The 26,617-nt window shown below is 64.2% G+C and carries 23 protein-coding genes and 2 pseudogenes; 18 read left to right on the top strand and 7 right to left on the bottom strand.

The genetic code is table 11. The features are described 5' to 3' along the window. Positions 1-45: 45 nt before the first annotated feature. From AUC68_RS08110 to AUC68_RS16770, 3 genes are read right to left on the bottom strand one after another with little or no spacing between them, the layout of a single operon-like run. A complete protein-coding gene (locus tag AUC68_RS08110) occupies positions 46-3,666 on the bottom strand; it encodes an error-prone DNA polymerase (protein ID WP_083240552.1) in 3,621 nt (1,206 codons plus the stop codon). Next, complete coding sequence (locus AUC68_RS08105; protein ID WP_069437445.1) at positions 3,663-5,174, bottom strand: Y-family DNA polymerase; 1,512 nt, start codon at positions 5,172-5,174, stop codon at positions 3,663-3,665. Before AUC68_RS08105 ends, AUC68_RS08110 begins: the two co-directional genes overlap by 4 nt. Further along, positions 5,131-5,970: an ImuA family protein gene (locus tag AUC68_RS16770; RefSeq protein ID WP_158008274.1), complete on the bottom strand. Its 840-nt coding sequence runs from the start codon at positions 5,968-5,970 to the stop codon at positions 5,131-5,133. Before AUC68_RS16770 ends, AUC68_RS08105 begins: the two co-directional genes overlap by 44 nt. A gap of 452 nt (positions 5,971-6,422) precedes the next feature. Between AUC68_RS16770 and AUC68_RS08095 the strand changes: the two genes are divergently transcribed. The 11 genes and pseudogenes from AUC68_RS08095 (at position 6,423) to AUC68_RS08045 (ending at position 14,771) form a co-directional block, all read left to right on the top strand. Further along, on the top strand, positions 6,423-7,157 hold the full coding sequence (locus AUC68_RS08095) for a class I SAM-dependent methyltransferase (RefSeq protein WP_204376987.1): 735 nt from the start codon (positions 6,423-6,425) through the stop codon (positions 7,155-7,157). Between the two features lie 226 nt (positions 7,158-7,383). Then, positions 7,384-7,950 carry a L,D-transpeptidase gene (locus AUC68_RS18175; RefSeq protein ID WP_069437171.1) on the top strand — a complete coding sequence of 189 codons (567 nt, stop codon included), beginning with the start codon at positions 7,384-7,386 and terminating at the stop codon, positions 7,948-7,950. A gap of 250 nt (positions 7,951-8,200) precedes the next feature. Continuing rightward, positions 8,201-8,374, top strand: a complete 174-nt coding sequence (locus tag AUC68_RS08085; RefSeq protein WP_069437444.1) for a Flp family type IVb pilin — start codon at positions 8,201-8,203, stop codon at positions 8,372-8,374. A gap of 169 nt (positions 8,375-8,543) precedes the next feature. After that, positions 8,544-9,227, top strand: a complete 684-nt coding sequence (locus tag AUC68_RS08080) for a DUF1007 family protein (protein WP_244500444.1) — start codon at positions 8,544-8,546, stop codon at positions 9,225-9,227. After that, positions 9,224-10,333 carry a nickel/cobalt transporter gene (locus AUC68_RS08075; RefSeq protein ID WP_158008273.1) on the top strand — a complete coding sequence of 370 codons (1,110 nt, stop codon included), beginning with the start codon at positions 9,224-9,226 and terminating at the stop codon, positions 10,331-10,333. The genes AUC68_RS08080 and AUC68_RS08075 overlap by 4 nt, the downstream gene beginning before the upstream one ends. 126 nt (positions 10,334-10,459) lie before the next feature. Then, positions 10,460-11,120, top strand: a pseudogene (locus tag AUC68_RS08070) (peroxiredoxin). A 60-nt stretch (positions 11,121-11,180) separates the two neighbouring features. Further along, positions 11,181-11,606 (top strand): NUDIX domain-containing protein, encoded by a 426-nt coding sequence (locus AUC68_RS08065; protein ID WP_069437169.1) that lies wholly within the window; start codon positions 11,181-11,183, stop codon positions 11,604-11,606. Between the two features lie 65 nt (positions 11,607-11,671). After that, entirely contained in the window at positions 11,672-12,721 is a 1,050-nt protein-coding gene (hemH, locus tag AUC68_RS08060) for a ferrochelatase (protein ID WP_069437168.1), read from the top strand. A 60-nt stretch (positions 12,722-12,781) separates the two neighbouring features. Beyond that, a complete protein-coding gene (locus tag AUC68_RS08055) occupies positions 12,782-13,168 on the top strand; it encodes a hypothetical protein (protein ID WP_069437167.1) in 387 nt (128 codons plus the stop codon). A gap of 148 nt (positions 13,169-13,316) precedes the next feature. Beyond that, positions 13,317-14,303, top strand: coding sequence for an SPFH domain-containing protein (locus tag AUC68_RS08050; protein WP_069437166.1), 987 nt, complete (start codon positions 13,317-13,319; stop codon positions 14,301-14,303). 12 nt (positions 14,304-14,315) lie between these two features. After that, a complete protein-coding gene (locus AUC68_RS08045; protein WP_069437165.1) occupies positions 14,316-14,771 on the top strand; it encodes an NfeD family protein in 456 nt (151 codons plus the stop codon). Positions 14,772-14,781: 10 nt separating this feature from the next. On the opposite strand, the gene AUC68_RS08040 is transcribed toward AUC68_RS08045, so the two are convergent. Next, positions 14,782-15,015 (bottom strand): hypothetical protein, encoded by a 234-nt coding sequence (locus AUC68_RS08040; RefSeq protein WP_069437164.1) that lies wholly within the window; start codon positions 15,013-15,015, stop codon positions 14,782-14,784. A 140-nt stretch (positions 15,016-15,155) separates the two neighbouring features. Then, entirely contained in the window at positions 15,156-16,670 is a 1,515-nt protein-coding gene (gene glpD, locus AUC68_RS08035; RefSeq protein ID WP_069437163.1) for a glycerol-3-phosphate dehydrogenase, read from the bottom strand. A gap of 151 nt (positions 16,671-16,821) precedes the next feature. Here glpD and AUC68_RS08030 point away from each other — a divergent pair, with 151 nt between their 5' ends. After that, a complete protein-coding gene (locus AUC68_RS08030; RefSeq protein ID WP_069437162.1) occupies positions 16,822-18,477 on the top strand; it encodes a B12-binding domain-containing radical SAM protein in 1,656 nt (551 codons plus the stop codon). Here the strand turns inward: AUC68_RS08030 and AUC68_RS08025 are convergent. Further along, positions 18,474-19,415 (bottom strand): KpsF/GutQ family sugar-phosphate isomerase, encoded by a 942-nt coding sequence (locus AUC68_RS08025; RefSeq protein ID WP_425283221.1) that lies wholly within the window; start codon positions 19,413-19,415, stop codon positions 18,474-18,476. The two genes, AUC68_RS08030 and AUC68_RS08025, sit on opposite strands and share 4 nt — an antisense overlap. A 312-nt stretch (positions 19,416-19,727) precedes the next feature. Between AUC68_RS08025 and AUC68_RS08020 the strand changes: the two genes are divergently transcribed. Further along, a complete protein-coding gene (locus AUC68_RS08020) occupies positions 19,728-20,273 on the top strand; it encodes a hypothetical protein (RefSeq protein WP_069437160.1) in 546 nt (181 codons plus the stop codon). A 59-nt stretch (positions 20,274-20,332) separates the two neighbouring features. Then, positions 20,333-21,504 (top strand): annotated as a pseudogene (locus AUC68_RS18685) (outer membrane beta-barrel protein). On the opposite strand, the gene galU reads toward AUC68_RS18685, so the two are convergent. Continuing rightward, a complete protein-coding gene (galU, locus tag AUC68_RS08005) occupies positions 21,452-22,390 on the bottom strand; it encodes a UTP--glucose-1-phosphate uridylyltransferase GalU (protein WP_069437157.1) in 939 nt (312 codons plus the stop codon). The pseudogene AUC68_RS18685 and the gene galU sit on opposite strands and share 53 nt — an antisense overlap. 159 nt (positions 22,391-22,549) lie before the next feature. Between galU and galE the strand changes: the two genes are divergently transcribed. From galE to AUC68_RS07990, 4 genes are all read left to right on the top strand, one after another. After that, the gene (gene galE / locus AUC68_RS08000) at positions 22,550-23,542 is read left to right on the top strand and encodes a UDP-glucose 4-epimerase GalE (RefSeq protein ID WP_069437156.1); all 993 of its coding nucleotides are present in this window, start codon (positions 22,550-22,552) and stop codon (positions 23,540-23,542) included. Between the two features lie 101 nt (positions 23,543-23,643). Then, positions 23,644-23,937 (top strand): hypothetical protein, encoded by a 294-nt coding sequence (locus AUC68_RS15830; RefSeq protein WP_141701160.1) that lies wholly within the window; start codon positions 23,644-23,646, stop codon positions 23,935-23,937. After that, positions 23,934-24,950 (top strand): lytic murein transglycosylase, encoded by a 1,017-nt coding sequence (locus AUC68_RS07995; protein WP_083240546.1) that lies wholly within the window; start codon positions 23,934-23,936, stop codon positions 24,948-24,950. Before AUC68_RS15830 ends, AUC68_RS07995 begins: the two co-directional genes overlap by 4 nt. Positions 24,951-25,034: 84 nt before the next feature. Further along, entirely contained in the window at positions 25,035-26,570 is a 1,536-nt protein-coding gene (locus tag AUC68_RS07990; RefSeq protein WP_069437155.1) for a lytic murein transglycosylase, read from the top strand. The last annotated feature ends 47 nt before the right edge of the window (positions 26,571-26,617 follow it).

Below are 26,617 nucleotides of genomic sequence, written 5' to 3'. Positions count from 1 at the left end.
CCACTTTGGCCGCGCTCGCCAGTCACGCGTCCGTTAGCCGCGCCGTCAATGAAAGTCGCGGGATTTTGGCAAGATGTGCGACTTGGGAATGATGCGGGCATCGCGCGGGTGGCAGCGGGGGTGCCAGCGCGGATGACGGGCCTCGCCCTGGCCGCGCGGTTCGCCGCTTTCGGGACGTTTGACGTGATCGGCGGCGGCAAGCGGCGGCATCAGGCCGGGCTTGGGTTGCGAAGATCGCCATGAGCCCGGCTCGGGCCGGCGCACTTCATCGGCATTTGCGAGCGCGGCCTCCAGCGTCTCGCCGTCTTCGGACAGACGATCCAGCCAATGATTTTTGTCTTCGAGCCGCTCGGCGACCACATGGATAATGTCCTCGTGGCGTTGGACACGGCCATGGATCACCACGAGCCGCGCGCCCATGACGACGTTGCGCATGCGCTCCAGCACCGTGGGCCAGATCACCGCGTTGGCGACGCCCGTCTCGTCCTCGATGGTCATGAACACCACGCCGGAGGCCGAGCCGGGGCGCTGACGCACCAGGATCACGCCGCCCACACTCACCCGCGTGCCGTCCGTCATGGCCTTGACCTGGCCGCACGAGACGATACGGGCGTCCGTCATTTGCGCGCGCAGAAACGTCATCGGGTGGGCTTTGAGCGAGAGCCGGAGCGTCCGGTAATCGTTCACCACGTGTTCGGGCAACGGCATGGCGGGGAGCGTGACTTCCGGCTCGCGGCCCATCTCCGTTGCATCCGCATGTTCGAACAGCGGCAGCGGGATCTCCTTGGGCAGACCGCGCACGGCCCAGAGGGCTTGGCGCCGGTCGAGCCCGATCGAGCGGACCGCATCGGCACATGCGAGCCGTTCGATGCCGGCGCGGTCAAGGCCGCTGCGGCGCCACAGGTCCTGGATGTCCGCATAGGGACGGCCGCGCCGGGCCACGGCCTGATCGGCATCCGTCTCGCGAAACCCGTCGATCTGGCGGAAGCCGAGACGGAGGGCGCATTTTATTTGCGCTACCGGCCTCTGGCCTACTTGAGCGCGTGTTGTTTGCGCTACCGGCCTCTGGCCTGCTTGAGCGCGTGTTGTTTGCGCTACCGCGCTTTGCGCCTTTTGAGTGCCGCGATCCTCTCCTTCGTCATTGCCGGGTTTGACCCGGCAATCCATTCCATTGGCGTCGTTGTTTGGGAGAGGGAGCGGCGTGGATGCCCGGATCAAGTCCGGGCATGACGAGGAAAGGGCAGTCTCCAACGTGCAATCCCAGTGGCTATGGTTGATGTCGGGCGCACGCACCTCGACACCGTGCGCGCGGGCGCAGGCCACGATCTGGGCCGGTGCGTAGAAGCCCATGGGCTGGGAATTCAGCAGCGCGCAGGCGAACACGTCCGGGTAATGGCATTTGAGCCAGGACGACACATAGACGAGATGGGCGAAGCTCGCCGCGTGGCTTTCGGGGAAGCCGTAATCGCCAAACCCCTTGATCTGGTTGAAACAGCGCATCGCGAAATCTTGTGGATAGCCGCGCGCGGTCATGCGGCCGACCATCTTATCCTGAAGCGTGCCGATCGTGCCGCGCCGCCGGAATGTCGCCATGGCGCGGCGCAGCTCGTTCGCCTCGTCGCCGGTGAACTTCGCGGCCACCATGGCCAGGCGCATGGCCTGTTCCTGAAACAGGGGCACGCCCATGGTCTTGCCGAGTACTTGATGCAGTTCGTCCGGCGGTCCGTGATCGGGGTGGGGCGAAGGGAACGCGACCGGCTCGGCGCCGGAGCGGCGGCGCAAATAAGGATGCACCATGTCGCCTTGGATCGGCCCGGGGCGCACGATGGCGACCTCGATGACGAGATCGTAGAAGCAGCGCGGCTTCAGGCGCGGCAGCATGTTCATCTGCGCGCGGCTTTCCACCTGAAACACGCCGATGGAATCGGCGCGGCAGAGCATGTCGTACACGGCCGGGTCTTCGCGCGGCACGGTACCGAGCGTGAGCGCCGTGCCGTAATGCTCCTGCAGAAGCGCGAAGGCCTTGCGGATGCAGGTGAGCATGCCGAGGCCAAGCACATCGACCTTCAAGAGGCCCAGCGCGTCGAGATCGTCCTTGTCCCACTCGATAACGGTGCGGTCTTCCATGGCCGCGTTGCCGATGGGCACGAGCTCGGACAGCGGCCCGCGCGTCAGCACGAAGCCACCCACATGCTGCGACAGATGCCGGGGAAAGCCGATCAGCTCATGGGCCAGCGCAAGACAGCGGGCAAGACGCGGGTCGGACGGGTCGAGCCCCGCCTCGCGCACATATTTATCCGGCAGGCCTTTGTTGCTGAGACCCCAGATCGTGCCGGCGAGGGTGGCGACCGTGTCTTCCGACAGTCCCAGCACCTTGCCGACCTCGCGCACGGCCGAGCGTCCCCGATAGGAAATAACCGTGGCGGCCAGCCCTGCGCGGTCGCGGCCGTAGCGCGCGTAGATATATTGAATCACCTCCTCGCGGCGCTCGTGCTCGAAGTCCACGTCGATATCGGGCGGCTCGCGGCGTTCGGGCGACACGAAACGTTCGAACAGAAGATCGATCTCGGTGGGATCGACATTGGTGATGGCGAGGCAATAGCACACGGCGGAATTGGCGGCTGAGCCGCGCCCCTGGCAGAGAATGCCGACGGACCGCGCGTAATGCACGATGTCGTAGACGGTCAAAAAATAAGGCGCGTAGTCGAGCTCCTCGATGAGGGCGAGTTCCTTCTCGATCGTGCTGCGGACGTGATCGGGGATGCCGCCCTGGAAGCGCCAGGCGGCGCCTTCCCAGGCCAACGCTTCCAGATGGCCTTGCGGGGTCTTGCCTTCGGGAACTGGTTCGTCCGGATATTCGTATTTCAATTCGTCGAGAGAGAAACGGCACGCGTTCGCGATCTGGACCGTGCGTTCCAGCGCGTCCTCATAGCCCTTGAAGAGCCGGGCCATTTCGGCGGGCGCCTTCAAATGCCGTTCCGCATTGGCCTCAAGACGAAAGCCTGCTTCGGCAAGCGAACATTTTTCGCGAATGCAGGTGAGCACGTCCTGGAGCGGGCGGCGTTTGGGCGCGTGATACAGCACGGCGCCGGTGGCGATGAGCGGAATGCGCGTACGGGCGGCGAGCTTTGCGGCTCTTTCGATCCGTATACGGTCATCGCCGCGATAGCTGTGATGCGCGGCGAGATAGAGCGGGGCCTTCAGGGCGCTTTTGAGACGCAAGAGCTCTTTTTCGAAGCGGGCATCGTTCGTGTCCATCTCGCCCCTTAGCGCGATGAAGATCAGGCCGTCCGCATGCGCCGCCACGTCGTCGAGCGTGAGGAGGCATTCGCCTTTCCCGGCGCGGCGCTGGCCAAGCGTGAGAAGAGAGCACAGCCGGCCATAGGCCACGCGGGTCGTGGGGTAGGCGAGAAGAGACGGAGCGTCCTGTAAAATCAGCCGTGCGCCGACGATGAATTGGATGCCGGCCTCTTTCGCCGCGAGATGGGCCCGCACCACGCCGGCAAGCGTATTGGCGTCCGCAACCGCGACGGCCGCATGTCCGAGCACCGCCGCTTGCGCCACGAGTTCCTCGCCGTGGGAGCCCCCACGCAGAAAGGTGAAATTCGTGGTGACGTCGAGTTCGGCGTAGCGCGGTTCGGAGGAGGGCGTTGCAGACACTGTCATGGAAATACCCCATGCAGGAACCAGCGCGGGGGCTCGCCCTCTTGTTCACCCCGTTCCTGGTAAAGCCCCTCGCGGAAGACCCAATAGCGGCAGCCGTCCTCATCCTCGATGCGGTAGTAATCGCGCGTCCGTTGCGGTGTGCCGCCGTCGAAGGCGCGCCACCATTCAGGCGCGATACGCTCTGGCCCTTCCGCCTTGACCACGCGGCGGCTGACGCGCCGCCAGGTGAAGCGGGCCGGCGGTCCTTCGGGGATCTCCGCCATGACGGCCACGCTTTCCGGTTTCGCGAGGAGGAGAGGCGGACGCGGCGGCTTCTCTTGGGGATTCCCATTCCAAGCGGGGAGTTTCGCAAAGGCGCTTCGCGTCGTTTGCGCCAGTTCCGGGATATGGCTCTCTTGCGGGAAGAGGCGCCGGACCATGCGCGCGCCCAAGCGGCTGCTCAGCGCATCGATGAGTTTTTCGGGCCCCGGTTTGCGCGTGGTTGCGCTCAAGCCGGTTTGCTCCGGGTACAGATCGTCCACGGCGAGTGCCGCGAGGATCATGAGATCGACTCCGAATCCCATGTCGATCGTCTCGAGCTTCTCCTTGAGAAGGCGCACGAGATGCGACGGTGTGGCAGAGGGCGCGCTCAAGCCGGCTTCGATCGCGGCCGACGAGCCGTCCGTGCGCGCGGCCCACAACACCACACGCCTTGCCCCTGTGCCGGCACGCGTGAGCATGCCGCACAGATCGCCCGCGAGACGTTCAAGACTGGCGAGGACCCCGTCGTGAGAGATGAGCGGCTCGGCAAAAGAAAGCCGCGCCACGAAATCCGGCGCGGGCAGAAGCGGTGCGTGTTTTTCGTTCCGGGCCCCGAGCGCTTCGTCGAGGCGGTGCAGGACGCTTTCGGCGGCGTCCTTTGAATGGAAGCGCGGTTCGAGGCTGGCGCGCGGCAGATCGTAAAGCTGTCCGATGCGTTTCAGCCCCAGCCGCTGCAAGAGGAGAACCGTCTCGGGCTCAAGGCGCAAAGCCTCGATGGGGAAGGGCGCGAGCGTTTCCGGCAGCGCGTCGGATGCGGCGATCGCAGGGCTGCGGCGCGCGAAACGGGCCAGGGCCCAGGCGCTCCCGAGCGTATCGGCACACCCGAGCCGCGCACTCAGCCCAAGTCTGGCAAGACGGGTGGCAAGATCGGCCAGGAGTTCGGGTTCGCCACCGAAAAGAGGCGCGACGCCGGTCGTATCGAGCCAGAGGCCGTCTGTGCCGTCCACATTGAGGGACGGGCTGTAACGTGAGGCCCAGCGGGCGAGGGACTCTAGAAAGGCCGCATCCTTGTCCGGGGCGCCGGGCACGGTGAGCAGCGCCGGGCAGATGGCCTTCGCATCGGCCAGCCGCATGCCGGGGCTCAGCCCCTCCTGCCGGCATGGGGTGTTGACGGCCGTGAGAGCCAGCCCGTGCGCGTCGCTGCCCACAAGCGCGAAGGGTGTCCTAGCCGGTGGCGGTGTGCGGCCTGCTTGCAAGCGCTCCCGCATCAGCCGCTCGATCGGAAGATGCGGAAACCACACGCAGACCGTTCTGCGCACCGCCTTCGGCGTCTTGTTCGGCGTTTGGACGGCCGGGCTCATGATCGACCTGCACATGAAAGCCTGTGCCTTCTCTTATTGTTTGCGCTACCGGCCTCTGGCCTGCTTGAGCGCTTGTTTCTTGTGCTACCGGCCTCTGGCCTGCTTGAGCACTTGTTTCTTGCCCTACCGGCCTCTGGCCTGCTTGAGCGGGAGCCCGGCTGCGTTCGAGGGACAGGCGCCAACAGGCAGGGCCGGGAACGGCTTCGCCGATACGGGTGCCTCCGCCGAAGCCGGCGCCCGTCTCGAAAGGGATATGGGCGCTGGCCTCCGTGGCGATCCGCCAGCGCGTGAGTGTGCCGGGGACCTTCGCCTCGCCATGGCCGGTGAGGAGGAAGCACGGCGTTCCGGCGGCGCGGGCGGCAAGGCCGAGACGCCGGGCCACGAGCGGGGTTTTGATTTCGGTTTGAGCGAGCCCTGCGATCAGTGCGCCGCTTTTCAGCCCTTCCTCCAGGGCCCAGGCGGCCTCGTCCGCGGTGCGCGCCTCGACGACGAGGACTCGCGCCGGATCGAGCCCCGCCTTGATGAGGCCGGGGCCGTAAGGGCGCCCCCATTCTTCTGCCTGCCGCCGCGTCATGCACCACAGCACAAGTCCCGGATGTTGCACCTGGATCTCGGCGATCACGGAGAGTGCCAGGCCAAGGCCCGCGGGCGCGTCGCGATAGGCGTGGGGCTTGATCTCGTGCAGTCCCGCTTGGTGCAGCACGCTCAAAGGGCTGTGCGAAGGGGGCCTCTTCGAAGGGGTGTTCGGGGTGCCGGGTGCCGCGGTTGGCGGCGTTAAAGAGCAGGCGGGACGGGAAGGGGCCGCACCCGGCGCGGGGGGGATGCTTAAGGAGACGGGAACCTGCTCGAGCGCCCGGATGGATGCCCGTAGCTGCTCGATCAGGACCCTTCCCGTGAAACCGCCTGCTCTTTTCTCAACGTCAGCCGGCGGAACGAGGGCACTAAAATCGCCGTCTGGAACGTTGTTACGCATGACTGACACTCCACTCTCGTTCCTGTTTTGTTCTTACTCCCGAGTCGGGCGTGAGTCAAGAAGGAGCCCGGTGCGCGCGTCCAATTCCGGTGCGCCCGGCGCAAATGCCGCGCTTGCGCGGCCGCTTCAGCACGATCATGTAGACCTCGCAGAAGCACCACGCGAAGAGGGAGGAGCGCGGAATGAACCAGACGATTTCGGCATCCGATTGGGCCAGCGAGCGCGGCAAGAAATGGCGCGATCAGTTGCCGGGCATGGAAGCCATGATTCAGCCCGTGACGGCGCCGCTCATCGAGGCTCTTGCGCTCGACGGCCCCCTTCGGATCGCCGATATCGGATGCGGCGGAGGCGGTCCCACGCTGGCGATTTCCCGGCATGCCCCGGCGGGAAGCGCAGTTCATGGCATCGACATCTCGCCGGATCTGATCGAATTGGCCCGGGGCCGCGCCGATACGGCCGGCGGCGACATTGCCTTCCATATCGCCAATGCCGAGAGTGCGCCCCCGCCCGGCGCGCCCTATGATCGCTTGGCGTCGCGGTTCGGCATCATGTTTTTCGACAACCCGCCCGCCGCGTTCTCCAACCTCAAATCCTGGCTCGTGCCCGGCGGCCGCATCGCTTTCGCCGTCTGGGGACCGCCGGTGAACAATCCCTGGATGACGAGCTTTCGCGACGTGGCGTCCCAGATCGTCGACGTGCCGCCGCCCGACCCCGACGCGCCCGGGCCGTTCCGCTATGCCGGAGAGGAGACACTGTTCGGGCTTCTTGAGGCCGCGGGATTTGACGACTTGGACATCCAGCCCTGGCGGGACAGGATCCCGCTTGCGGGAGGGCTTCCGGCCGTGGAGGCGGCGGATTTCGCGCTCAAGGCTTTCTCGCTCGGCGACGCGCTCGCGACGCGGACGAAGCCACCATAGAAGCGGTCCGCGAGGCCTTGATCCACCGCTACGCCGCACACGAGCAGGACGGCGCCGTCCGCATGGATGCCCACGTCCATATCGTGACCGGTGTCCGACCGGCCTGAGGGCCCGCCGCCGCCGCTCCCGTGCCCCGACGGACATCCCGTGCCAGGACGTCTGTTTGGATTTTGCTAACCAGAATCGCCCCACGCTCCAGGGAGCTAAGAGAGACGGGGTTTTGGTTATGCGTATCCTCGGATTTTTGTCCGCCGCTGGGCTTGCGGCGGCGATCGTTGTCCTGCCGGCAGGCCGTGTCTCGGCCGGGCTGTTCGATTCGGTCCTATCGTCCCAACCGCAGCGGTCTCAGGTGGTCGCCCGCCATCTGGTGTCTTTTCCGCCGGGATACGAACCCGGGACGATCTACGTCCAGTTCAGCCGCGCGCGCCTCTACTACGTCCTGTCGAACGGCAGGGCCATCAGCTATCCCATTGCGACGCCCAAGGGCGAGGCCCGCTGGTCGGGCGAGACCCGTGTCAGCGCCAAGAAGGTGAACCCCGGCTGGACGCCCACGGCCGAGATGCGCCGGGAGAATCCCGATTTGCCGGCCTATGTCCCCGGCGGCCATCCGCAAAATCCGCTCGGTGTCCGGGCCCTTTATCTGGGCAAAAGCCTTTACCGGATCCACGGCACCGACGCGCCCTGGTCCGTGGGTCAGTCCGTGTCCCACGGTTGCATCCGCATGTTCAACCAAGACGTCGCCGATCTCTACCAGCGCGTTCCGATAGGAACTCGGGTCGTCGTCACATGGTAAACCGCAAGTAAACAGGAAGTAACAAATTGATTAATTCTCAGAAGAAAACGTTGGATTTGCAGGCTTTTAGAGATTCTTGTGTTTGCGAATTGTTTACCCTGGCAGTCGTGTGTTTCTGAGATCGCTTTAACCAGTGTCTAACGGGTGGCTGTTAGCTTCCTCGCCAGGTTCCAACGGCCAAACGGAGTGCGGTGCGGGGCCGATGAGTTTGAGTACTGGTTTAGAGTTCCGAATGAAAGGGAGTGTCTCCATGACTTCTATCAAGCGTTTCGTCAAAGACGAGTCCGGTGCCACGGCTATCGAGTATGGCCTGATCGCCGCCGGTATCGCTGTTGCGATCATCACCGCCGTGAATGCGATCGGTACGGATCTGAGCGATCTCTTCGGCCGTATTTCTGGCAAGCTGAAGGCTGCCGCGACTTAAGGATCAGAAGAGAGGGCCCAGTCATTCAAAGAGGCTGGGCCCCTCTTTTTTCATTTCTTGTCCGTTGTGCGTCGCCCTCTCTCGGGGCGATTTTTTTTTGCGCGTGGCGGCTCTAAAATCCTCCATAATTCCGGCATACCTCTGCCTCTTGGGTTGAGGGAGCGGAGCCTTGCCATATCGAAACTGGTGCGCGCGCAGGACTGTCCTTACGGCCGCTCTGGTCGGACAGGCCATATTCGGCTTCTCCATCGCGGCGGATGCACATCCTCATGTTTGGGCGACGGTGCGGTCCGAGGTCGTCTTTGGCCCCGGGCACAAGATCACCGGGATCAGACATGCCTGGACGTTCGACGAATTCTACAGTGCCATGGCGGTGCAAGGACTCGATACCAACGCCGACGGCACCTATGCCAAGGACGAGCTCGAGCCGCTTGCGCAAGTGAACGTCGAGTCGCTGAAGGACTTCGACTACTTCACGTTCGTCCGCCGGGATGGCGAGGAGGACTTTCTGCCGTTGAAGGGCCCGGAAGACTATTGGGTCGAATATGACGGCACGGTGCTGACGCTGCATTTCACCTTGCCTCTGGAGACGCCGCTCGATCCCGGCAGCACGAAAGTCACGGTCGATGTCTACGACCCGTCCTTCTTCGTGGCCTTCGGCTTCGCTGAAAAGGCGGCCGTCAAGCTCGCGGGATCCGCGCCAGGCTGTGCCGCGAAAGTCGCGGAGGCCGATCCGGAGGCGGCCGAGGAAGCGAAGGCCCTGACGGAATCCTTTTTCAGTCAGCTCGGTCCCACCTCCAACTATGGTTCGCAGTTCGCGCAGACCGTGACGGTGACATGCGGCGCGCAATGACACAGGCCCTTCTCGGCTGTTTGGGGCTGGTGTTTGCGGTGCTCGCGCCGTTTGCGTCGGCACAGGCTCAAGCGCCACAGTCGCCGCCGTCCGCTTTCGGCGGCCCTGCGCAGCGCCAAGCGCCGCCCCCGGCATTTGCCGCGCCAACGCCGCAGGCCGCGCCGGTTCAGGCCGCGCCTCTCAAGGGGCAGGGGGCATTCAGCGGTTTTCAGACCTGGATTATCCAGATGCAACAAAAGCTGCTGCGGCCGCTAGCCGCCGAGATCAAGAAGCTCAAGAGCGGCAATGCGTGGGGCGCCGGGTTGTGGCTCGCCGGACTCAGCTTCGTGTACGGCATCGTCCACGCGGCGGGCCCCGGTCACGGCAAGGCGATCATCTCGTCCTATGTCCTTGCCAATCGCGAGACGGTGCGCCGCGGCATCTACATCTCGTTTCTCGCGGCGGCCGTCCAGGGCCTGATGGCCGTGACCCTGGTCGGCATCCTGATCATCGCGCTCAAGGGCACGGGCATTCAGGTGAATACCTGGGTCAAGCAGCTCGAGAGCGCCAGCTACGCGCTGGTCTTTCTGGTGGGGCTCTCGCTCCTCGTCTCGACCTTGTGGCGGCTATGGCATCGCCGGAACGATACGGGCGAAGGGCAGGGGCACGCGCATCATCATCATGGTGGCGATCGCGCCGACGCCCATGCCCACGATCATCACCATCACGATCATGAGCACGAGTCCTGCGAAGCCTGCGGCCATATCGTCGCCGCACGCGATATTGCGCAGCCCATGACTTGGCGGAAAATTCTGGCTGTCGTCCTGTCCGTTGGGATCAGGCCATGTTCGGGCGCGGTTCTCGTCCTGGTTTTCGCCCTCGCGCAAGGGCTCTTCTGGGCCGGCGTGGCGTCGACCTTCGCGATGGCCCTCGGCACGGCGATTACGGTCTCGGTTCTCGCCGCGCTGGCGATCAGTTCACGGAACGTGGCGCTGGCCGCCGGTGGCGGCAATGCGCGATGGGCGGAGGTGGTCTGGATTGTCTGCTCTATCGGCGGAGCCCTGCTGGTGATGACGATCGGGCTCCTGCTATTCCTTGCCTCCCTTGGGCCCGCGCGGCCTTTCTGACCCAACCGCACGGCCGTATCTCCGAGTGTCTCATTCAAATCGCGGTTGCGGTGTAGGCTTGGCTGTCCCAAATAAAGTCCAGGCAGTCCGGCCGACCTTTCCTGATATTTCCCACGGAGGACAGACATGACGCTTCAACTGGGCGATACGGCCCCGGACTTCGAGGCCGACACGACTGAGGGCCGCATTCGGTTTCACGATTGGCTCGGCGATTCTTGGGCGGTGATGTTCTCGCACCCCAAGGACTTCACGCCGGTCTGCACCACCGAGCTCGGCTATATGGCCAGAATCAAACCGGAATTCGATAAGCGGGGCGTCAAGATCATCGGCCTCAGCGTCGATCCCGTGGAGGCCCACGAAAAGTGGAAGGCGGACATCGCCGATACGCAGGGCGCCGAGCCGACCTACCCCATGATCGGCGATACGGATCTTGCCGTTTCCAAGCTCTACGGCATGCTGCCGGCCGGCGCCGGCGATACGTCCGATGGGCGTACGGCCATGGACAATCAGACCGTGCGGAACGTCTTCGTCATCGGGCCGGACAAGAAAATCAAGTTGATCCTGGTCTATCCGATGAGACGGGGCGCAATTTCGACGAGGTGTTACGGGTCATCGACTCCATGCAGCTCACGGCCAGCACCGCGTGGCGACGCCGGTCAATTGGACGCAAGGCGAAGACGTGATCATCGTGCCTGCCGTCTCCGACGACGAAGCCAAGACGATCTATCCGGATGGCTGGCAGACCCTGCGGCCGTATCTGCGGATCGTGGCGCAGCCAAAGGATTAGCGGTTCGGCCATGGGTACCGGTCGTACCGGCAGCCCATCGCCACCGCTTGAGCCGATCCGATGGGTTTTCCCGCAACGCCAGCGCTCACGACCGACTGCGTGGTCTTCGATCCGACGGGGCGCGTTCTGCTCATTCGCCGGGCACACGAGCCCTTCAAGGGGCACTACGCGCTGCCGGGCGGATTTGTGGATGTCGGCGAGACCGTCGAGGCCGGTTGCCGCCGGGAACTGCAGGAAGAGACGGGGCTCTCGGTCGGCGACCTCCACCTTGTCGGCGTATATTCCGACCCGTCGCGCGATCCCAGAGGGCACACCGCGAGCACGGTCTTTCTCGCACGCCTGGCCGCGCCGGCGGACCCGGTCGCCGGCGACGATGCGGCCGCGGCGGAATGGGTCGAGAATTGGCGGGATGAGCGTCTCGCCTTCGATCACGCGGAGATTCTCGACGATGCCGAGACGGTCCTCGCCGCAATCTCTCAGGACTAGGCCCGGCCGGTGCGATATTCTATCTACGGGCATGCCCCGGAGCGCCAGCGCTGAGGAGTGCGCCGATGAATGAGAGCCCGACAGCGAGTGCCTTTGCCGCACCCTATGATTGCCGGTCGCAGCCGTCCGGCAAGGTCGGCGTGCTCTTGGTCAATTTAGGCACGCCGGACGACACCGATTACTGGTCGATGCGGCGCTATCTCAAGGAGTTTCTGTCCGATCGCCGGGTGATCGAGGTGAACCGGCTCATCTGGTGGCCCATCCTCAACGGGATCGTCTTGACCACGCGTCCCTCCAAGAGCGGTGAGGCCTATCGTTCGATCTGGAACGAGGAATTGGGCGAGTCGCCGCTCCGGACCGTTACGCGCTCCCAGGCCGAGAAGATCGCCGACGGACTTGGCCATCGCAACGAGGTGATCGTGGACTGGGCCATGCGCTACGGCAATCCGACGATCGCCGACCGGGTGCAGGCCCTGGTCGAGCAGGGTTGCGACAAGCTGCTCGTGTTTCCGCTCTATCCGCAATATGCGGCCGCGACCACGGCGACGGTCAACGATACGGTTTTCGACAAGCTCAAATCCATGCGCTGGCAGCCGGCGCTACGCACCGTGCCGCCTTACCCGGCCGACCCGGTCTATATCGAGGCGCTCGCGGACTCGATCCGCGACCATCTTGCGACGCTCGATTTCGAACCCGAGGTGATCCTCGCCTCCTATCACGGGCTTCCCAAGGAGTATGTGGCGAAGGGCGATCCCTATCAGTGCCAGTGCATGGACACGAGCGATGCGTTACGCACGGCGCTCGGGCCGCTGGGCGACAGGCTGATGACGACGTTCCAGTCGCGCTTCGGCCGCGCCGAGTGGCTGCAACCGTATACGGACAAGACGGTCGAGGCCCTCGCGCGCGACGGCGTCAAGTGTATCGCCATTCTCACGCCGGGCTTCGCCGCCGATTGCGTCGAGACGCTGGAAGAGATCAACGGGGAAGCCCGGGAGATATTTCTTGAGCATGGCGGCGAGGCGTTCAGCTTTATCCCTTGCCTGAACGACTCCGAGGGCGGTATTCGCGTCTTGCTCCACCTCATCGAACGCGAGTTGAGGGGCTGGGTGGATTAGAAAGAGGGTTCTGGGTCGGTGTTTGGTTCTTGTCGTTTGAGGGTCGCATTTGCTCTGCTGATGAGCGTTGCGGTGATGGGTGGCTCGGTTTCGGTGGCCGCCGAGCGTTGGGCCTATATCGACGTTGCCGGTGCGCCCGGTGACGGCGAAGAGGCGCTCGAGAATGCTCTTTCGGATCAGCTTCTGGATCGCGGCTTCACCGTGACGGGAACGCCGGCCGCGGAGGCCTATGAGATTCAAGGCATGGTCCGCCTGTTCCCGGCGGGGCGCGGCGAGGAGACGATCCGGATCGACTGGACGGTCTTCGGTCCGCAAGGCACGCGGCTCGGCAATGTGACCCAGACCAATGTGATCCCCAAAGGATCGCTCAACCGGCGCTGGGGCCCGGCGGCGGAAGCCGCGGCCTCCGCGGCGGCGCAGGACATCATGCAGTATATCGCGCAATGAGTGCCGGGTAGCACGGATATCGGCCGGCCCCTTAAAACCGGTCCCGTTCTCCCCATCTATGGTGTAATCGTTCGTAGAGGCGGCGTCCGCCGGCCACGCTCAGGGTGTGAGGCTGTGGCGACGGCGGTGTGCTTGGGGAGGATGCCGGATGTTCGGTTTCGATATTTTCGTTCTTGCGCTGCTTGTCCTTTTTGTCGTGACCGTCATCGCGGGGGTCAAGATTGTGCCGCAAGGCTACAACTACACGGTCGAGCGTTTTGGCCGGTACATCCGCACGCTGACGCCGGGTCTGGCGCTCATCATCCCCTTCATCGACCGCGTCGGGCGCAAGCTCAACATGATGGAACAGGTGGTCAACGTGCCAAGCCAGGAGGTGATCACCCGCGACAACGCGATGGTGCGGGTCGACGGTGTGGCCTTCTTTCAGGTCTTGGATGCGCCGCGGGCGAGCTACGAGGTGACCGATCTCCAGAGAGCCATTCTCAACCTCACCATGACGAATATCCGTACCGTGATGGGCTCGATGGATTTGGACAAGCTCTTGTCCGAGCGCGACGAAATCAATCATCGCCTCCTGACGGTCGTTGACGACGCAACGCATAGCTGGGGCGTGAAGGTCACCCGAATCGAGATCAAGGATATCGAGCCGCCGCGCGATCTGGTCGACGCCATGGCGCGGCAGATGAAGGCCGAGCGTGACAAGCGCGCGGCGATCCTCATGGCCGAGGGCGAGAGGCAATCGGAGATCCTGCAGGCGGAAGGCGCCAAGCAGGCGCAGATCTTGGCGGCCGAGGGCCGGCGCGAAGCGGCCTATCGCGACGCCGAGGCCCGGGAACGCGAGGCCGAGGCGGAAGCGCGGGCCACGGCGATGGTGAGCGAGGCCATCGCCTCCGGCAACATCCAGGCCATCAATTATTTCGTGGCCAACAACTACGTGGATGCACTGAAGGCGCTGGCGTCGGCCGACAACCAGAAGGTCCTGCTCATGCCGCTCGAGGCCTCGTCGGTCATCGGGTCCGTTGCCGGCATTTCGGAGATCGCGCGCGAGGCTTTCGGGGGCGGTTCGTCGTCGTCCGCACCCGACCAAGCCACTCAGGCTCCCAGGCGGGGCGGCGGATCGGTGCCGAGGGCTTAGGGACGCGACACAATGGTAGAGACGCTCGTCACACTTGGTCCCTGGGTTTGGCTCATCCTGGCGGCTGTCCTGCTCGTCCTCGAAATGCTGGCGCCCGGAATCTTCCTCATGTGGTTCGGGTTCGCTGCGCTCGTAACGGGCGTCATTGCCTTGCGGTACGACATTGCCTGGCAATGGCAGCTGATCTGGTTTGGCGGGCTGTCCCTCGTCACCGTGATTCTGGTCAATCGCTACTTGCGGCAGAATCCACCAGAGACCGACGCGCCGCTCCTCAATCAGCGCGCCGCTCAATTCATCGGGCAGACCTTCGAACTGGCGGATGCGATCGAGAATGGTCGTGGGAGCGTGCATGCGGGCGATACGATCTGGCGCGTCGAGGGACCGGCTCTGCCCAAGGGGACACGGGTCAAGGTTGTCGGCGCCGATGGTTCCGTGCTGAAGGTCGAGCCCGTTAGCGCGGACGCTTAGCCGGCCCCCCTCACGTCAGCAACGTGATGTCTGAGATCTCGTCCGGTATCGCTCCCGAAACGGTGCCGCGCTCCCAAACACCGGTGGCAATCCGCGTCCGGCCGGATCCGGTCACGCGCACATCGGCAAAGCCCGTTTGGCGCAGCTGTTCGGCGACCATCTCGTTCGGGGCCACGCTTTGCAGTAGGCCGAGTGTAATCTTGGCTTTGTAGCGCTTTCCGTGTTCGAGTGTGTAGTCCGCCATTCGTCCCCCGAAATTGTGCGTGCCGCGTGGGCCACGTCCCAGGTTTTGTGCCAAGTCTTGTGCCAGGTCGTGTGCCAAGTCTTCTCGTAAGTCTTGGGCTTCTCCTAAGTCTTGGGCTTCTCCTAAGTCTTGGTCTTCTCCTAAGTCTTGGCGAACCAGTCTTCAACCGTCTCGCGCGCGGCTTCGTCGAGGAACAGGCGAAGCTTGGTGCGGCGCAGGAGAAAGTCCTCGCCGGTTCTCGCGTCCTCGACCGATGCGGCGTGCTGCAGTTCCGCACGCGGCACGCCGGGCACGATTTCCTCGGCGAGGCCGGGTTCCTTTGCGATTTGTGTGTAGAGATCCTCGATCTTGTCGCCATAGGTGAAGGCCCAGCGCCGCCGCGTTTGCGGCAAAACGGATGCCGGTCCTTCTTGCGCGCGCGCGACCAAAGCCTCGCGATCGAGCGTGCCCCCATAGGCGGGGGCGCCCTTCGTCCAGCTCGGACCCATCTCGAGGCCGAGCGCTTGGAGGCGGGCGAGCACTTGCTCGGCTGTGGCCCGATGAGTGGTGAGCTTGCCGCCGACCAGTGAGAGGAAGCCGCCGTGTCCTTGCGCCTTGGTCTCGATCGTCACCTCGCGGCTGATGCGGCTCGGCTGCTCGTCCGGGGCGCCATGCAGGGTCCGCAAACCCGCCCAGTCGAAGACGATGTCGTCTTCGGTTGCCGGCCCGCCCGCATGGGCGAAGTAGCGATTATAGGCGGCGAGGAGATAGGTCTTCTCTGCCGGCGAACAGACGGCGCGACCGGGATCGCCGCTCTGGGGCACATCGGTGGTGCCGATCATGAGGAAGTTTCCGTCGAGCCAGGGAATGACGAAGAGGATGCGCTCGCCCTCGTCCTGGAGCGTGTAAGCGCAGGTCTCCGCCGGTTCCGGCATGGGCAACACGATGTGGCTGCCCCGTACGAGCCGGATGTCGCGCGGCGAAGGGCCTCGATATGAAGGGCCCTGCGGGATCATGGCATCCACCTCGCCGACAAAGGGCCCTGCCGTATTGACGACGAAGCGGGTCTCGATCTGTCGAGTCTTGCCCTGCTCGGACAGCGCGACCGTGTAGCCGTTCTCGCGGGGCACGATCGCGGTCACCGCGCGGCGGTTGGCGACGTCGGCGCCGCGCGTCCGCGCGTCCAAGGCCGCGCTTAGGGTCAGCCGCGCGTCGTCCGCATGGGCGTCGTGGTAGTGCAAAACCGCGTCGAGATGATCCCGGCGCAGGTGCGGGAGCCGATCGACGTCGTCCTTCGCCAGCCGGCCGCTCGCGGGCATCCCATCGCCCAGCGACAGCAGGTCGTAGAGCGCGAGCCCGGTATGGACGAACCAGGCGCTCCGGGGCTGCCAGTCGAAGATGGGGAGAAGAAACTTCAAAGGCGAGACGAGATGCGGTGCCGTCTTCAACAACCCCGCGCGTTCGCTCAAGGACTCGCGCACAAGTTTGAATTCCATGTGTTCGAGGTAGCGCAACCCGCCATGGGCGAGTTTGGACGAAAGCGAGGACGTGAGGCCGGCATAGTCCTCTCGTTCGGCCAGCAGAACCCTTAGGCCACGGCCCGCGGCATCGCGTGCGATCGCCGCTCCGTGGATACCCCCACCAACCACCACAAGATCGACCGTTTTCGGGCCCATAGTTGTTTCTGCCCTGATTTGGGTCAGCGCGTGGCCGGAAAATCGGGTAAGGTCAACGCGCCAGGATTGGTTTGCCGGGGTCGCCGTTGCGTGCCCGTCTCGCTAATCTACTAGAACTTGGAAAGAGAATCGCACGAACCAGAAGGATCTCATGGCCGATATCGTCATCGTCAATCCGCGTTTCGACATCTCTTTTTGGGGGCTCGAGCACTGCATGCCCCTGTTCGGAAAACAAGCCAATCTGCCGGTCGCCTGCCTTGGTCTCCTCGCGGCCCTCGTCCCAGACCATCATGACGTGACGCTCGTCGACGAGAATGTCGAGGACATCGACTTCGACCGGTTGGCGCAGGCGGACATGGTCTGCGTTACTGGCATGAACATCCAGGGACGCCGTCTCATCGAGATTCTCGAAGAGGTCCGTGCGCGCGGCGTCATGACCGTCGTTGGCGGCCCCATGGCCACGGTGGAGCCCGAGGCCCTGGACGGGCTGGCGGATGTCCTCTTCAAAGGCGAGGCCGACGAGACCTGGCCGGAATTCTTGGCGGCTTGGGAAAAGGGCGAACACAAGGCCTACTATGAGCAGCCGGAAAAGACCGATGTCACGACGCTGCCGGTGCCGCGCACGGATCTGCTGAAGGTCGGGCGCTATATGTTCGGCAGCATGCAGATTTCACGCGGGTGTCCGTTCACCTGCGAATTCTGCGACATCATCGTGACGTTCGGCCGGCGTCCGCGCCTCAAGACGAGCGAGCAGGTTATCGCCGAGCTCGAGGACTTTCTGCAGGCCGGCTTCAAGATGGTCTTCGTGGTCGACGACAATCTCATCGGCAACAAGAAGGCCATCAAGGCCGTGCTGCGCGACGTCATCGAATGGCAGCAGGCGCGCGCCTATCCTCTGACCCTGTTCACGGAAGCCTCTCTGGATCTTGCCGAGGACGACGAGCTCATGGAGCTCATGGGCCGCGCGAATTTCCAGAACGTCTTCATCGGCATCGAGACGCCCAACGAAGAGTCGCTGCGGGAAACCAAGAAGCTGCAGAACGTCCGGCCCAATGCGGGGTCCTTGATTGACCGTGTGCATCGTATCCAGGATCACGGTATCGACGTTTGGTGCGGCATGATTGTCGGCTTCGATCACGACGATCCGACCATCTTCGAGGCTATACCCGAGTTCTTGATCCGCGCACGCATTTCGACCGCGCTGGTGGGGCTTCTCCATGCGATTCCTACGACCCCGCTCTACAAGCGTCTCAAGGAAGCAGGGCGCCTGAACAACGAGAAAGACCACGACCAGTACGGGACCAATGTCATTCCGCTGGGTATGACGTCCGAAGAGCTCCGAGACGGCTTCATCGAGACGATGCAGTCCTGCTATGAGGTGGACGCCTATCTCGAGCGGCTGGACGCCCAGTTCTTCGACCAGAACTTCAAGTTCACCATGCACGAGCTGCCCTATTGGTCGAACTGGCGCATGGCCTGGGCGAAGCGCTGCTTCCTGAACTATGTGCGCTTTGGGGTCGTCAGTTCGCGGCTCCTGTCCCTGGTGAAGGAAGCCCCGCTTCGGGATCGCTATCGCAAGCAACTGGCGCGGATCGTCAAACAGCGCTGGCGCGAGCCGCATATCCTCTTCATCTATGCGCTGAAGTTGGCGACTCATTATCATTATGCGGAAGTCGCGCGCGCGGTCGCCGACGTCGATCCGATGACGGGCGCGATGTCCGACGCCGGCAAGCCGTTCTCGCGGTCGCGCAAAGCCGAGCCGGTGGCCGGCAAAAAGGCAAAAGAGAAAGAAGCGATGGCCGCCTAGGCCACGCCCGCGCGCAGCAGGTCGTGAATGTGGACGATGCCGACGGGCCGGCCGTCTTCCACGACGAAGAGCGCCGTGATCGCCGAGGCATTGATGATCTCGAGCGCCGCGCTCGCCATGATGTCGGGCGTCACGGTTTTCGGCGCGGGCGTCATGATGTCGGCCGCGCGGCGGTCGAGGAGCCCGTTGCCCATGTTCCGGCGCAAGTCGCCATCGGTGATGATCCCTTGCAAGAATCCGTTCTGGTCCACCACGCCGAGGCAGCCCAGGGCCTTTTCGGTCATCACCACGATGGCCTCCGACATCACCGTGTCCGCGCCTGCAAGGGGCAGATTGGGAGCCCGGTGCATCAGGTCGTCCACAAACTTCAACTTGGCGCCGAGCTGGCCGCCCGGGTGCAGCACGCCGAAATCGAGCGCGGTGAAGCCTTTGCTTTCCAGAAGCGCGATGGCGATGGAGTCCCCGAGGGCCAATTGCATCATGGTCGAGGTCGTGGGGGCAAGGCCGTGCGGGCAGGCCTCCTTGGAGCGTGGCAAGGCCAAGACGACCTCCGCGGCCTTTGCGAGCGTGGAGAGCGGATTCGACGTCACCGCGACGAGCGGTACGGCGAACCGGCGTGAATAGGACAGAATATTTTCGAGCTCGACCGTCTCTCCCGACCAGGAGAATACCAGGATCGCATCGTCGGGCGTGATCATGCCGAGGTCGCCATGGCTCGCCTCGCTCGGATGCACGAAATAGGCGGGCGTTCCCGTGGAGGCCAGCGTGGCGGCAACCTTCACGCCCACATGGCCGCTCTTGCCCATCCCGGTCACGATCACGCGGCCACGGCAGCCCCGCAGAATGCCGAGCGCGGCGGCGAAGCTCTCGGAAAGATCCGCCGCGAGGGCTTCCTGCAAGGCGCTGAGGCCCTCGGCCTCGAGCTGCAGTGTCCTCATGGCCGAGGCGACGGCCTCGCTAGGGTCTTCGGCTGTGGATAGATTCCGTTTCAAACCGGCGGACATAGGCTGGTGTTCCCCCTCTTCGGCGCGCAATTCTACCACGGAATAAGGCATTGAAAGGTCAAGCCAAGACCATTTCCAAAGGCCATTTTGGGACGCCGATAAACGCCTCGTTAACCCTGTTTCCCCTAGGCTCGGACGGTCAACGGGTCCAGGTGCGGAACTCTCGCTGTCGGGGGCCCTTCGCGCAAGCCCAGGTTTATTCGAGGTGCGTCCTTGCCGCGTCGCCATACGTCCAGCGCAGCGGGCGTGCTCGCTGCCACTTTGCTTGCCGCCGCAGCCGCACCGGCCGTGGCGCAGGACGTTCCCGGCTTGCGCGGCAGCATCGGCTCTACACCCGTGGACAGCACCACAGGCGTCGGTGCCACGGCCCCGAGCACGCCGCTCGGCGCCGGAACGGCCGCGCCCCCAAGACGCCAGCGCGCATTCCAGCTGAGAGGCGGGATCTTAGACGATGCCGCGGGCGGCGGCGCGACCGAGGACGGCGGTTTGGGAGGGGACGGATCTGGCCAGGACGGGTCAGGTCAAGACGGGTCGGGTCAAGACGGTTTGACCAACGACCTCGCCACCCAGCCGGCGATCTCGGACCCGCTCGGCGGTATCGGGGACGATACCGGCACGTCGCAGACGACGCGGAGCGCGCGTCCCGACGTCACCAACGAACTTAGGCCGTCCACCGTCGATCCGGGCTTGCGCGGCACGGTCGTCGCCGATGAGGCGGTTCCAGGCTTTGGGATCGATGAGGAAAGAACGGACCGCCGGGCGAGGAGGATCCCTTCGGCCCGCCCCTGTTGACACCGCTCCGCGGCGACATCTTGGACGTCGATCCGGCGGAGGACCCTCTGGGCCTGCGCGTGCGTCAGCTCGACCCGTTCATTCCGCTCGGCACGCGCATCGGTTCGTTCGTGCTCTTCACCGAGGCAGAGATCGGCGGGATCTTTACGGATAACGTGCTCGGCACGCCGAACGGGATTTCCGACTACGCCTTCGAGTTCGCGCCGGAGGTGCGTCTTGAGTCCGACTGGGCGCGGCACGCCTTCCAGGCCGAGTTCACCGCCGACCGGAGCTGGTTCAACAGCTACTCGGTGGAGGACGACAAGATCTACGCCGCGCTGCTGCGCGGCCGGCTCGACGTGGGCGCCCGAACGCAGCTCGAGCTCGAACTCGGCAAGGCGCAAGCCCAGGACGGACGGAACGCGACCAGCATCACCGATATTGCCGGCTTCCAAACGAATGTGCAGCAGGAGCAAATCTCGGCCACGGCCAGACACAACTTCAACCGGGTCACGGTCGAGGTGGAGGGCAGCATCTCCACCTTCGACTACGAGGATCTGACCGGCACGCAGGTGACGATCGCGGATACCCTGGCCGGGACGCAGATCCCCCAAGCGGACGTCCGGGACTACCGCGAGAACGAACTCACCATGCGGGGCACTTATGAGTTCAACCCCGGTCTGTCGGTCTATGTCGAAGGGGAACTCACGGAGGATGTCTACAAGCAGCCCGTGACGGACTCGGGCATCACGCGGGACTCGAGCGCTTCGCGACGCTCGCCGGCGTGACCTATTCGGTCAGCGATGCCTTCTATGGCGATATCAGTCTCGGTTGGGGCGAGCAAACCTCGATTGCCGATGACACCGCGCCGATCGAGGGCGTCCTGTTCAACGCGGACATCGTTTGGATGCCGACCCCCATGACCCTGGTCGAGTTCATCGCCAGTTCCTCGATCGAGACCGCCAATACGGTGGATTCGCTCGGGGCCGTCAGCCGCAGCTACCGGCTCTCCCTACAGCATGCGTTCTGGCGGTATCTCGTGGTGGGCGGCTATCTCAGCTACGAGACAGCCGATTACGTGGACAACGAGCTTGTCGACGAGCGGCTGCGCGAAGGGCTCACCTTCGAATACTTCTTCAATCCGAATATGTCCGTATACACCCGATACGAACACACCGACTTCATGTCGACCGACCGGTTCAGCGAGTACACGGAGAACGAGGTGCGGGTCGGCATGCGCATCCGCAACTAGGTGCGCGCCCTCGCGGAAGCAGTTTCTTGATCTCGGCGACCACGGTGTCGCGCAAGTCCGGCCGATCGAGGGCGTAGGCGACATTGGCGGCGAGAAAGCCGGGCTTCGAGCCGCAATCGAAGGCGCGGCCTTCATATTCGACCGCATAGAACGGCTGCGTCTCAAGAAGCGTCAGCATGGAGTCCGTCAGCTGGATTTCGCCGCCCGAGCCTTCCTCTTGCGCGGACAGAAGTTCGAACACCTCCGGCTGCAGAATGTAGCGGCCGAGAATGGTCAGGTTCGACGGCGCGGTGCCGGGTGCTGGCTTCTCCACCATGCCGGTGACGGGAAAGACATTCCCCTCCGCTTCGCCGATCGCCACCACGCCGTAGTTCTTCGTCTGCTCGTCCGGAACGGGCTCGACAGCCAGAACGTTGCCCCCGTGCGCATTGTAGACGTCGAGCATCTGCGCAAGGCAGCCCTTGTCCGGTGTCTGGACCAGGACGTCCGGCAAGATCACGGCGAAGGGTTCGTGTCCGACGATTTCCCGGGCGCACCAAACCGCATGGCCCAGCCCCAGGGGCGCCTGTTGGCGGACGAAGCTCGCGGCGCCCGCGTCTGGAAGGCACTCGGCGAGGATTTCGAGTTCGGCCGTCTTGCCCCGTGCGGCCAGCGTATCCTCAAGTTCAGGCAATCTGTCGAAATGGTCCTCGATCGCGCCCTTGTTGCGCCCCGTCACGAAGACGAAATGCTCGATACCGGCCTCGCGCGCCTCGTCAACCACGTGCTGGATCAACGGACGGTCCACCACGGTCAGCATTTCTTTCGGCATGGCCTTGGTTGCGGGAAGAAAACGCGTTCCGAGCCCGGCGACGGGAAACACGGCTTTGCGAATGGGAACGGGCATCAAGTCCTCTCTCGAAGCTATGGGCTGGACCCGGCGGCGAATCGGGGGCAGGAAGGTCGACGGTAGACATACCAAAATTAGGGCGCTTAGAAGTCCCTAACCTTGCTGCGATAACACATATGGACCAGGTGAATCGCAGTTTTTCAGGGGTCGAAATCGATGAGCGTGCTTGTCACAGGCGGTGCGGGTTATATCGGCAGCCATATGGTGTTGGAGCTCATCGGCGCGGGCGAAGATGTCGTGGTTCTGGACAATTTGTCGACTGGCTTCCGGTCGGCGGTCCCCGACACCGCCACGTTCGTCGAAGGCAATGTCGGCGATTCCGCATTGGTCGGCCGGATACTGAAAGAGCATGATATCGACGCGATCCTGCACTTTGCCGGGTCGATCGTCGTGCCCGACTCGATCACCGACCCCCTGGGCTATTACGGCAACAACACTTGCAATTCCCGGAGCCTCCTGGCCTGTGCTGTGGATGCGGGCGTGCCGCATTTCATCTTCTCGTCGACGGCGGCGGTCTACGGCGAGCCGGAGCGTTCGCCCATCACCGAAGAGGCGCCGCCGCGGCCCATTTCGCCCTACGGAAGTTCCAAACTGATGACCGAGACCATGCTCGCCGATACGGCGCGGGCGTATCCCTTGCGTTATGTGGCCTTGCGCTATTTCAACGTGGCCGGAGCGGACCCGGCCGGGCGAACCGGACAGTCCACGCCGCGGGCCACGCATCTGATCAAGGTTGCGTCGGAGGCGGCCGTCGGAAGCCGGCCCGGGATCGATATCTTCGGAACGGACTATCAGACCCCGGACGGAACGTGTATCCGCGACTATATCCACGTCACAGACCTCGTCCGGGCCCATCTCGATGCGTTGCGCTACCTGCGCGCCGGCGGTGAGAGCACGGTGTTGAATTGCGGCTACGGGAACGGCTTCTCGGTCTTCGAGGTCGTGGATGCGGTGAAACGGGTTTCGGGCGTCGATTTTCCCGTCCGCACGGTGGAGCGCCGTCCGGGCGATCCGCCTGACCTGGTTGCGGGTGCCGGGCGGATTCGCGACGTCCTTGGCTGGGAGCCGCAGTTGAACGACCTCGATACGATCGTCGGGCACGCCCTGGCCTGGGAACGGCACCTCAAGGGCGGGCGCGGGACCGCGTAAGGCGCGCCATTCCTCATTCCCCGCCAAAGTCGCCTTTTCAAGGCCAAAGAGGCTCGCCACAATCGGCAACGGGATTCGTTTGGAGGCTTGAAGGACCGTTCATGGCGGCTGCCTTGGTTATACGGATGCGCTTGGCGTTCGCGTTGCTGGTTGCCCTCGCGCTGGCCGCGATGCCGGAGGCGGGCGCCGCCAGTCCGACGTCCGATTACAAGCGGGCCGTCGAAGCTGGTTTCGCGCAGTGGCTGGAGGGCTTGTGGCCGGAGGCCGAAGCGGCAGGCGTCTCGCGGGCGACGTTCGATGCGCAGCTCAAGGGCCTGAAGCTCGACTGGTCGCTGCCGCAGTTGGTGCCGCCGGATCCGGCCTATCCGGGTGGCCGTCGCTGCCGGCCGCCATGAAGCCCAAGCCGAAGCCGCAGGCCGAGTTCGGCGTGCCGCAGAACTACTTCAAGGCCAGCAGCCTGAACGCGCTCGCCAATAGCGGCCGTGCCAAGTACCGGCAGCTTGCGCCCACGCTCAAGGCCATCGAAGAGCAATATGGGGTTCCGGCCAGTATCGTCGTTGCCATTTGGGGCCGCGAGACCGGGTTCGGCGAGGCGGCGCTGCCACACGATGCAGTGACGGCAATCGCGACCCAGGCCTTCATGGGGCGGCGGCCCGACGAGTTCCGCCCACAATTGATCGGCGCGCTCAAGATCATCGAGCTCGGCCATGCGACCCGCAAGATGATGAAGAGCTCCTGGGCGGGTGCGATGGGGCACACCCAGTTCCTGCCGGGCGACTTCGAGGACTATGCCGTGGATTTCGACGGCGACGGACGGCGGGATATTTGGCGTTCGGTGCCCGACGCCCTGGCCAGTGCCGGCAATTCGCTGCGCAGCCAGGGCTGGGACGGCAAACAGCCGTGGGCTTATGAAGTGACCTTGCCGAAGAATTTCGACTGTACGCGGCAAGGCCCCGATCAGGCGCTCCCGATCAAGGAGTGGATCGACCTCGGCGTCCAGCGCGTCAAGGGCCGGCCGTTCCCGAAAGACCGGCTGGGCGATTGGACGTTTCTCGTGCTGCCGGCCGGGATGAAGGGGCCCGCTTTCCTGGCCACAACCAATTTCTCGGTGCTGAAGCTCTACAACAACTCCGACGTCTACGCGATTTTCGTCGGCCACGTGGCCGATATGATCGCCTACGACACGCCGGTGGACTTTGTCGGCACCTGGCATCCGGTCGAGCGCTTCACCCGCGGCCGTATCTTGGAGTTCCAAAAAGTGCTTGTTTCCCAGGGGCATGATGTTGGGAAGGTCGACGGTCTGGTGGGCTTCAAGACCCGGCAGACGATCGGCAAGGAGGAGAAGGCACGGGGATTGCCCTTGACCTGCTACCCGAGCCACGCCTTGATTAACCAGGTGCTAAAGTAGGTCCTGTAATTCTACGCAAATGCGTAACGGCGGGTTTGCCACGGTTTTGCCCGCCCCAATTGCTAGGTTCCCGGAATGCGACCCATGAACGTCCCCAAAGCTCTGATGTCGGCTGTTTTATCGGCCGGTTTGGCCTGCGTTTCCGCTGTGGCCGTCCCGAGTCCCGCGCAGGCGGACCGGTTTCAGAGCTGCGTGAAGAGCTTCTGGCCCGCCGCCAAGCGGGCCGGCGTGAGCTGGGATACGTTCGAGCGGGCGACCGCCGGCATTACCCGCGACGAAGAGGTGATCGAGTCCGCCAAGTACCAGCCCGAATACAAGAAGCCCATGGGCGAATATGTCGAGCGCGCCATCTCGCCGAAGCGGCTTGCAATGGGCCAGCAAAAGCTCATCGAATACGGGCCGCTTCTCGATGCGGTCGAAGCCAAGTACGGCGTGGACAAGCACATCGTTCTTGCGATCTGGGGCGTGGAATCGAACTACGGCACCAACAAGGGCGACAAGCAGGTCATCCAGTCGCTGATGACCCTGGCGTGTTCGGGGGTCAAGGCCAAGTTCGCTCGCGGCCAGATCGTCTCGGCACTGAAGATTCTTCAGCACGGCGATACGGATCCGGCCCATTTCAACGGGTCCTGGGCGGGTGCCATGGGGCATACCCAGTTCATTCCGACGACCTATTCCGCCTATGCCGTCGATTTCGACGGCGACGGGCGCCGCGATATCTGGGACACGATCCCCGATGCGCTCGGTTCGACGGCGGCCTACTTGAAGAAATCGCGTTGGATTGCGGGCCAGACCTGGGGCTACGAGGTCACGTTGCCCAAGAGCTACACCGCCAAGAGCTACAAGCGCGGGACGTCCCGGACCCTTGCGAGCTGGCAGAAGGCTGGGATCGCGCGCGTCAACGGCCAGCCCTTTCCGCGCCCGGGCGACAATGCACAGCTCTTGTCGCCGGACGGACGCAACGGGCCGTCCTTCCTTGTCCTGAATAATTTCCGCTCGATCCTCCGGTACAACCAGGCCGACTCTTACGCGCTTGCCGTAGGTCATCTGGCCGACCGGCTGGCCGGTTACGGTCCCTTCGTCCAGTCCTGGCCCACGAGCGAAAATCGCCTCTCCATGGAGCAGCGCATGGAGCTGCAGCGCCATTTGATCGCGCTCGGCCACCTTGAGGGCGACGTGGATGGAATTGTCGGCAGCGGTACGCTCGAAGGCGTGCGCGCCTATCAGCGCACCAAGGGCCTGCCGGTCGATGGCTATCCGACGCAGACCATTCTCAAGCAGCTACGGGCCGATGCCCCGGCTATGGCGCCCGCCATGGTGCCGCAATCGACGGCATCGATTCCGGCGCCGCAAGCCGCGCCGGACCAAGCTGTTCCGGCCCAGCCCGCTCCGGCGCAAGCCGCCGCGCCTCAGGCGGTTCCGGCCCAAGCTGCCATGCCGCAGGCCCTGGCACCGCAGGCGCTCATTCCCGCGCCTCAACAGGCTCAGGGCTTTGCACCCGCCGGCTACCCACAGCAGCCGCATCCGCTCCAGACTTCGCCCTGGGACGCCTGGCACACGGGCGGCGTCTCGACCCATCCGCGAAGCGCGTCCGATGCCGCGCCGCCGTCGGCGAATTAGTGTTATAATGGCAGCTTGATGTCCCGCACTAGGAACACGTGCATCCC

This window comes from Methyloceanibacter methanicus (assembly GCF_001723285.1).
GTDB classification, from domain to species: Bacteria; Pseudomonadota; Alphaproteobacteria; order Rhizobiales; family Methyloligellaceae; genus Methyloceanibacter; species Methyloceanibacter methanicus.
The sequence above is the reverse complement of the archived record's forward strand: the minus strand, read 5'-3'. Positions and strand labels throughout refer to the sequence as shown.

Coding starts and splice junctions, on each gene's coding strand:
- AUC68_RS08110 (WP_083240552.1), bottom strand. CDS start 3,666: ATGACAGTGTCTGCAACGCCCTCCTCCGAACCGCGCTACGCCGAACTC.
- AUC68_RS08105 (WP_069437445.1), bottom strand. CDS start 5,174: ATGCGGGAGCGCTTGCAAGCAGGCCGCACACCGCCACCGGCTAGGACA.
- AUC68_RS08095 (WP_204376987.1), top strand. CDS start 6,423: ATGAACCAGACGATTTCGGCATCCGATTGGGCCAGCGAGCGCGGCAAG.
- AUC68_RS18175 (WP_069437171.1), top strand. CDS start 7,384: ATGCGTATCCTCGGATTTTTGTCCGCCGCTGGGCTTGCGGCGGCGATC.
- AUC68_RS08085 (WP_069437444.1), top strand. CDS start 8,201: ATGACTTCTATCAAGCGTTTCGTCAAAGACGAGTCCGGTGCCACGGCT.
- AUC68_RS08075 (WP_158008273.1), top strand. CDS start 9,224: ATGACACAGGCCCTTCTCGGCTGTTTGGGGCTGGTGTTTGCGGTGCTC.
- AUC68_RS08065 (WP_069437169.1), top strand. CDS start 11,181: ATGGGTTTTCCCGCAACGCCAGCGCTCACGACCGACTGCGTGGTCTTC.
- hemH (WP_069437168.1), top strand. CDS start 11,672: ATGAATGAGAGCCCGACAGCGAGTGCCTTTGCCGCACCCTATGATTGC.
- AUC68_RS08055 (WP_069437167.1), top strand. CDS start 12,782: ATGAGCGTTGCGGTGATGGGTGGCTCGGTTTCGGTGGCCGCCGAGCGT.
- AUC68_RS08050 (WP_069437166.1), top strand. CDS start 13,317: ATGTTCGGTTTCGATATTTTCGTTCTTGCGCTGCTTGTCCTTTTTGTC.
- AUC68_RS08045 (WP_069437165.1), top strand. CDS start 14,316: ATGGTAGAGACGCTCGTCACACTTGGTCCCTGGGTTTGGCTCATCCTG.
- AUC68_RS08040 (WP_069437164.1), bottom strand. CDS start 15,015: ATGGCGGACTACACACTCGAACACGGAAAGCGCTACAAAGCCAAGATT.
- glpD (WP_069437163.1), bottom strand. CDS start 16,670: ATGGGCCCGAAAACGGTCGATCTTGTGGTGGTTGGTGGGGGTATCCAC.
- AUC68_RS08030 (WP_069437162.1), top strand. CDS start 16,822: ATGGCCGATATCGTCATCGTCAATCCGCGTTTCGACATCTCTTTTTGG.
- AUC68_RS08025 (WP_425283221.1), bottom strand. CDS start 19,415: ATGAGGACACTGCAGCTCGAGGCCGAGGGCCTCAGCGCCTTGCAGGAA.
- galU (WP_069437157.1), bottom strand. CDS start 22,390: ATGCCCGTTCCCATTCGCAAAGCCGTGTTTCCCGTCGCCGGGCTCGGA.
- galE (WP_069437156.1), top strand. CDS start 22,550: ATGAGCGTGCTTGTCACAGGCGGTGCGGGTTATATCGGCAGCCATATG.
- AUC68_RS15830 (WP_141701160.1), top strand. CDS start 23,644: ATGGCGGCTGCCTTGGTTATACGGATGCGCTTGGCGTTCGCGTTGCTG.
- AUC68_RS07995 (WP_083240546.1), top strand. CDS start 23,934: ATGAAGCCCAAGCCGAAGCCGCAGGCCGAGTTCGGCGTGCCGCAGAAC.
- AUC68_RS07990 (WP_069437155.1), top strand. CDS start 25,035: ATGAACGTCCCCAAAGCTCTGATGTCGGCTGTTTTATCGGCCGGTTTG.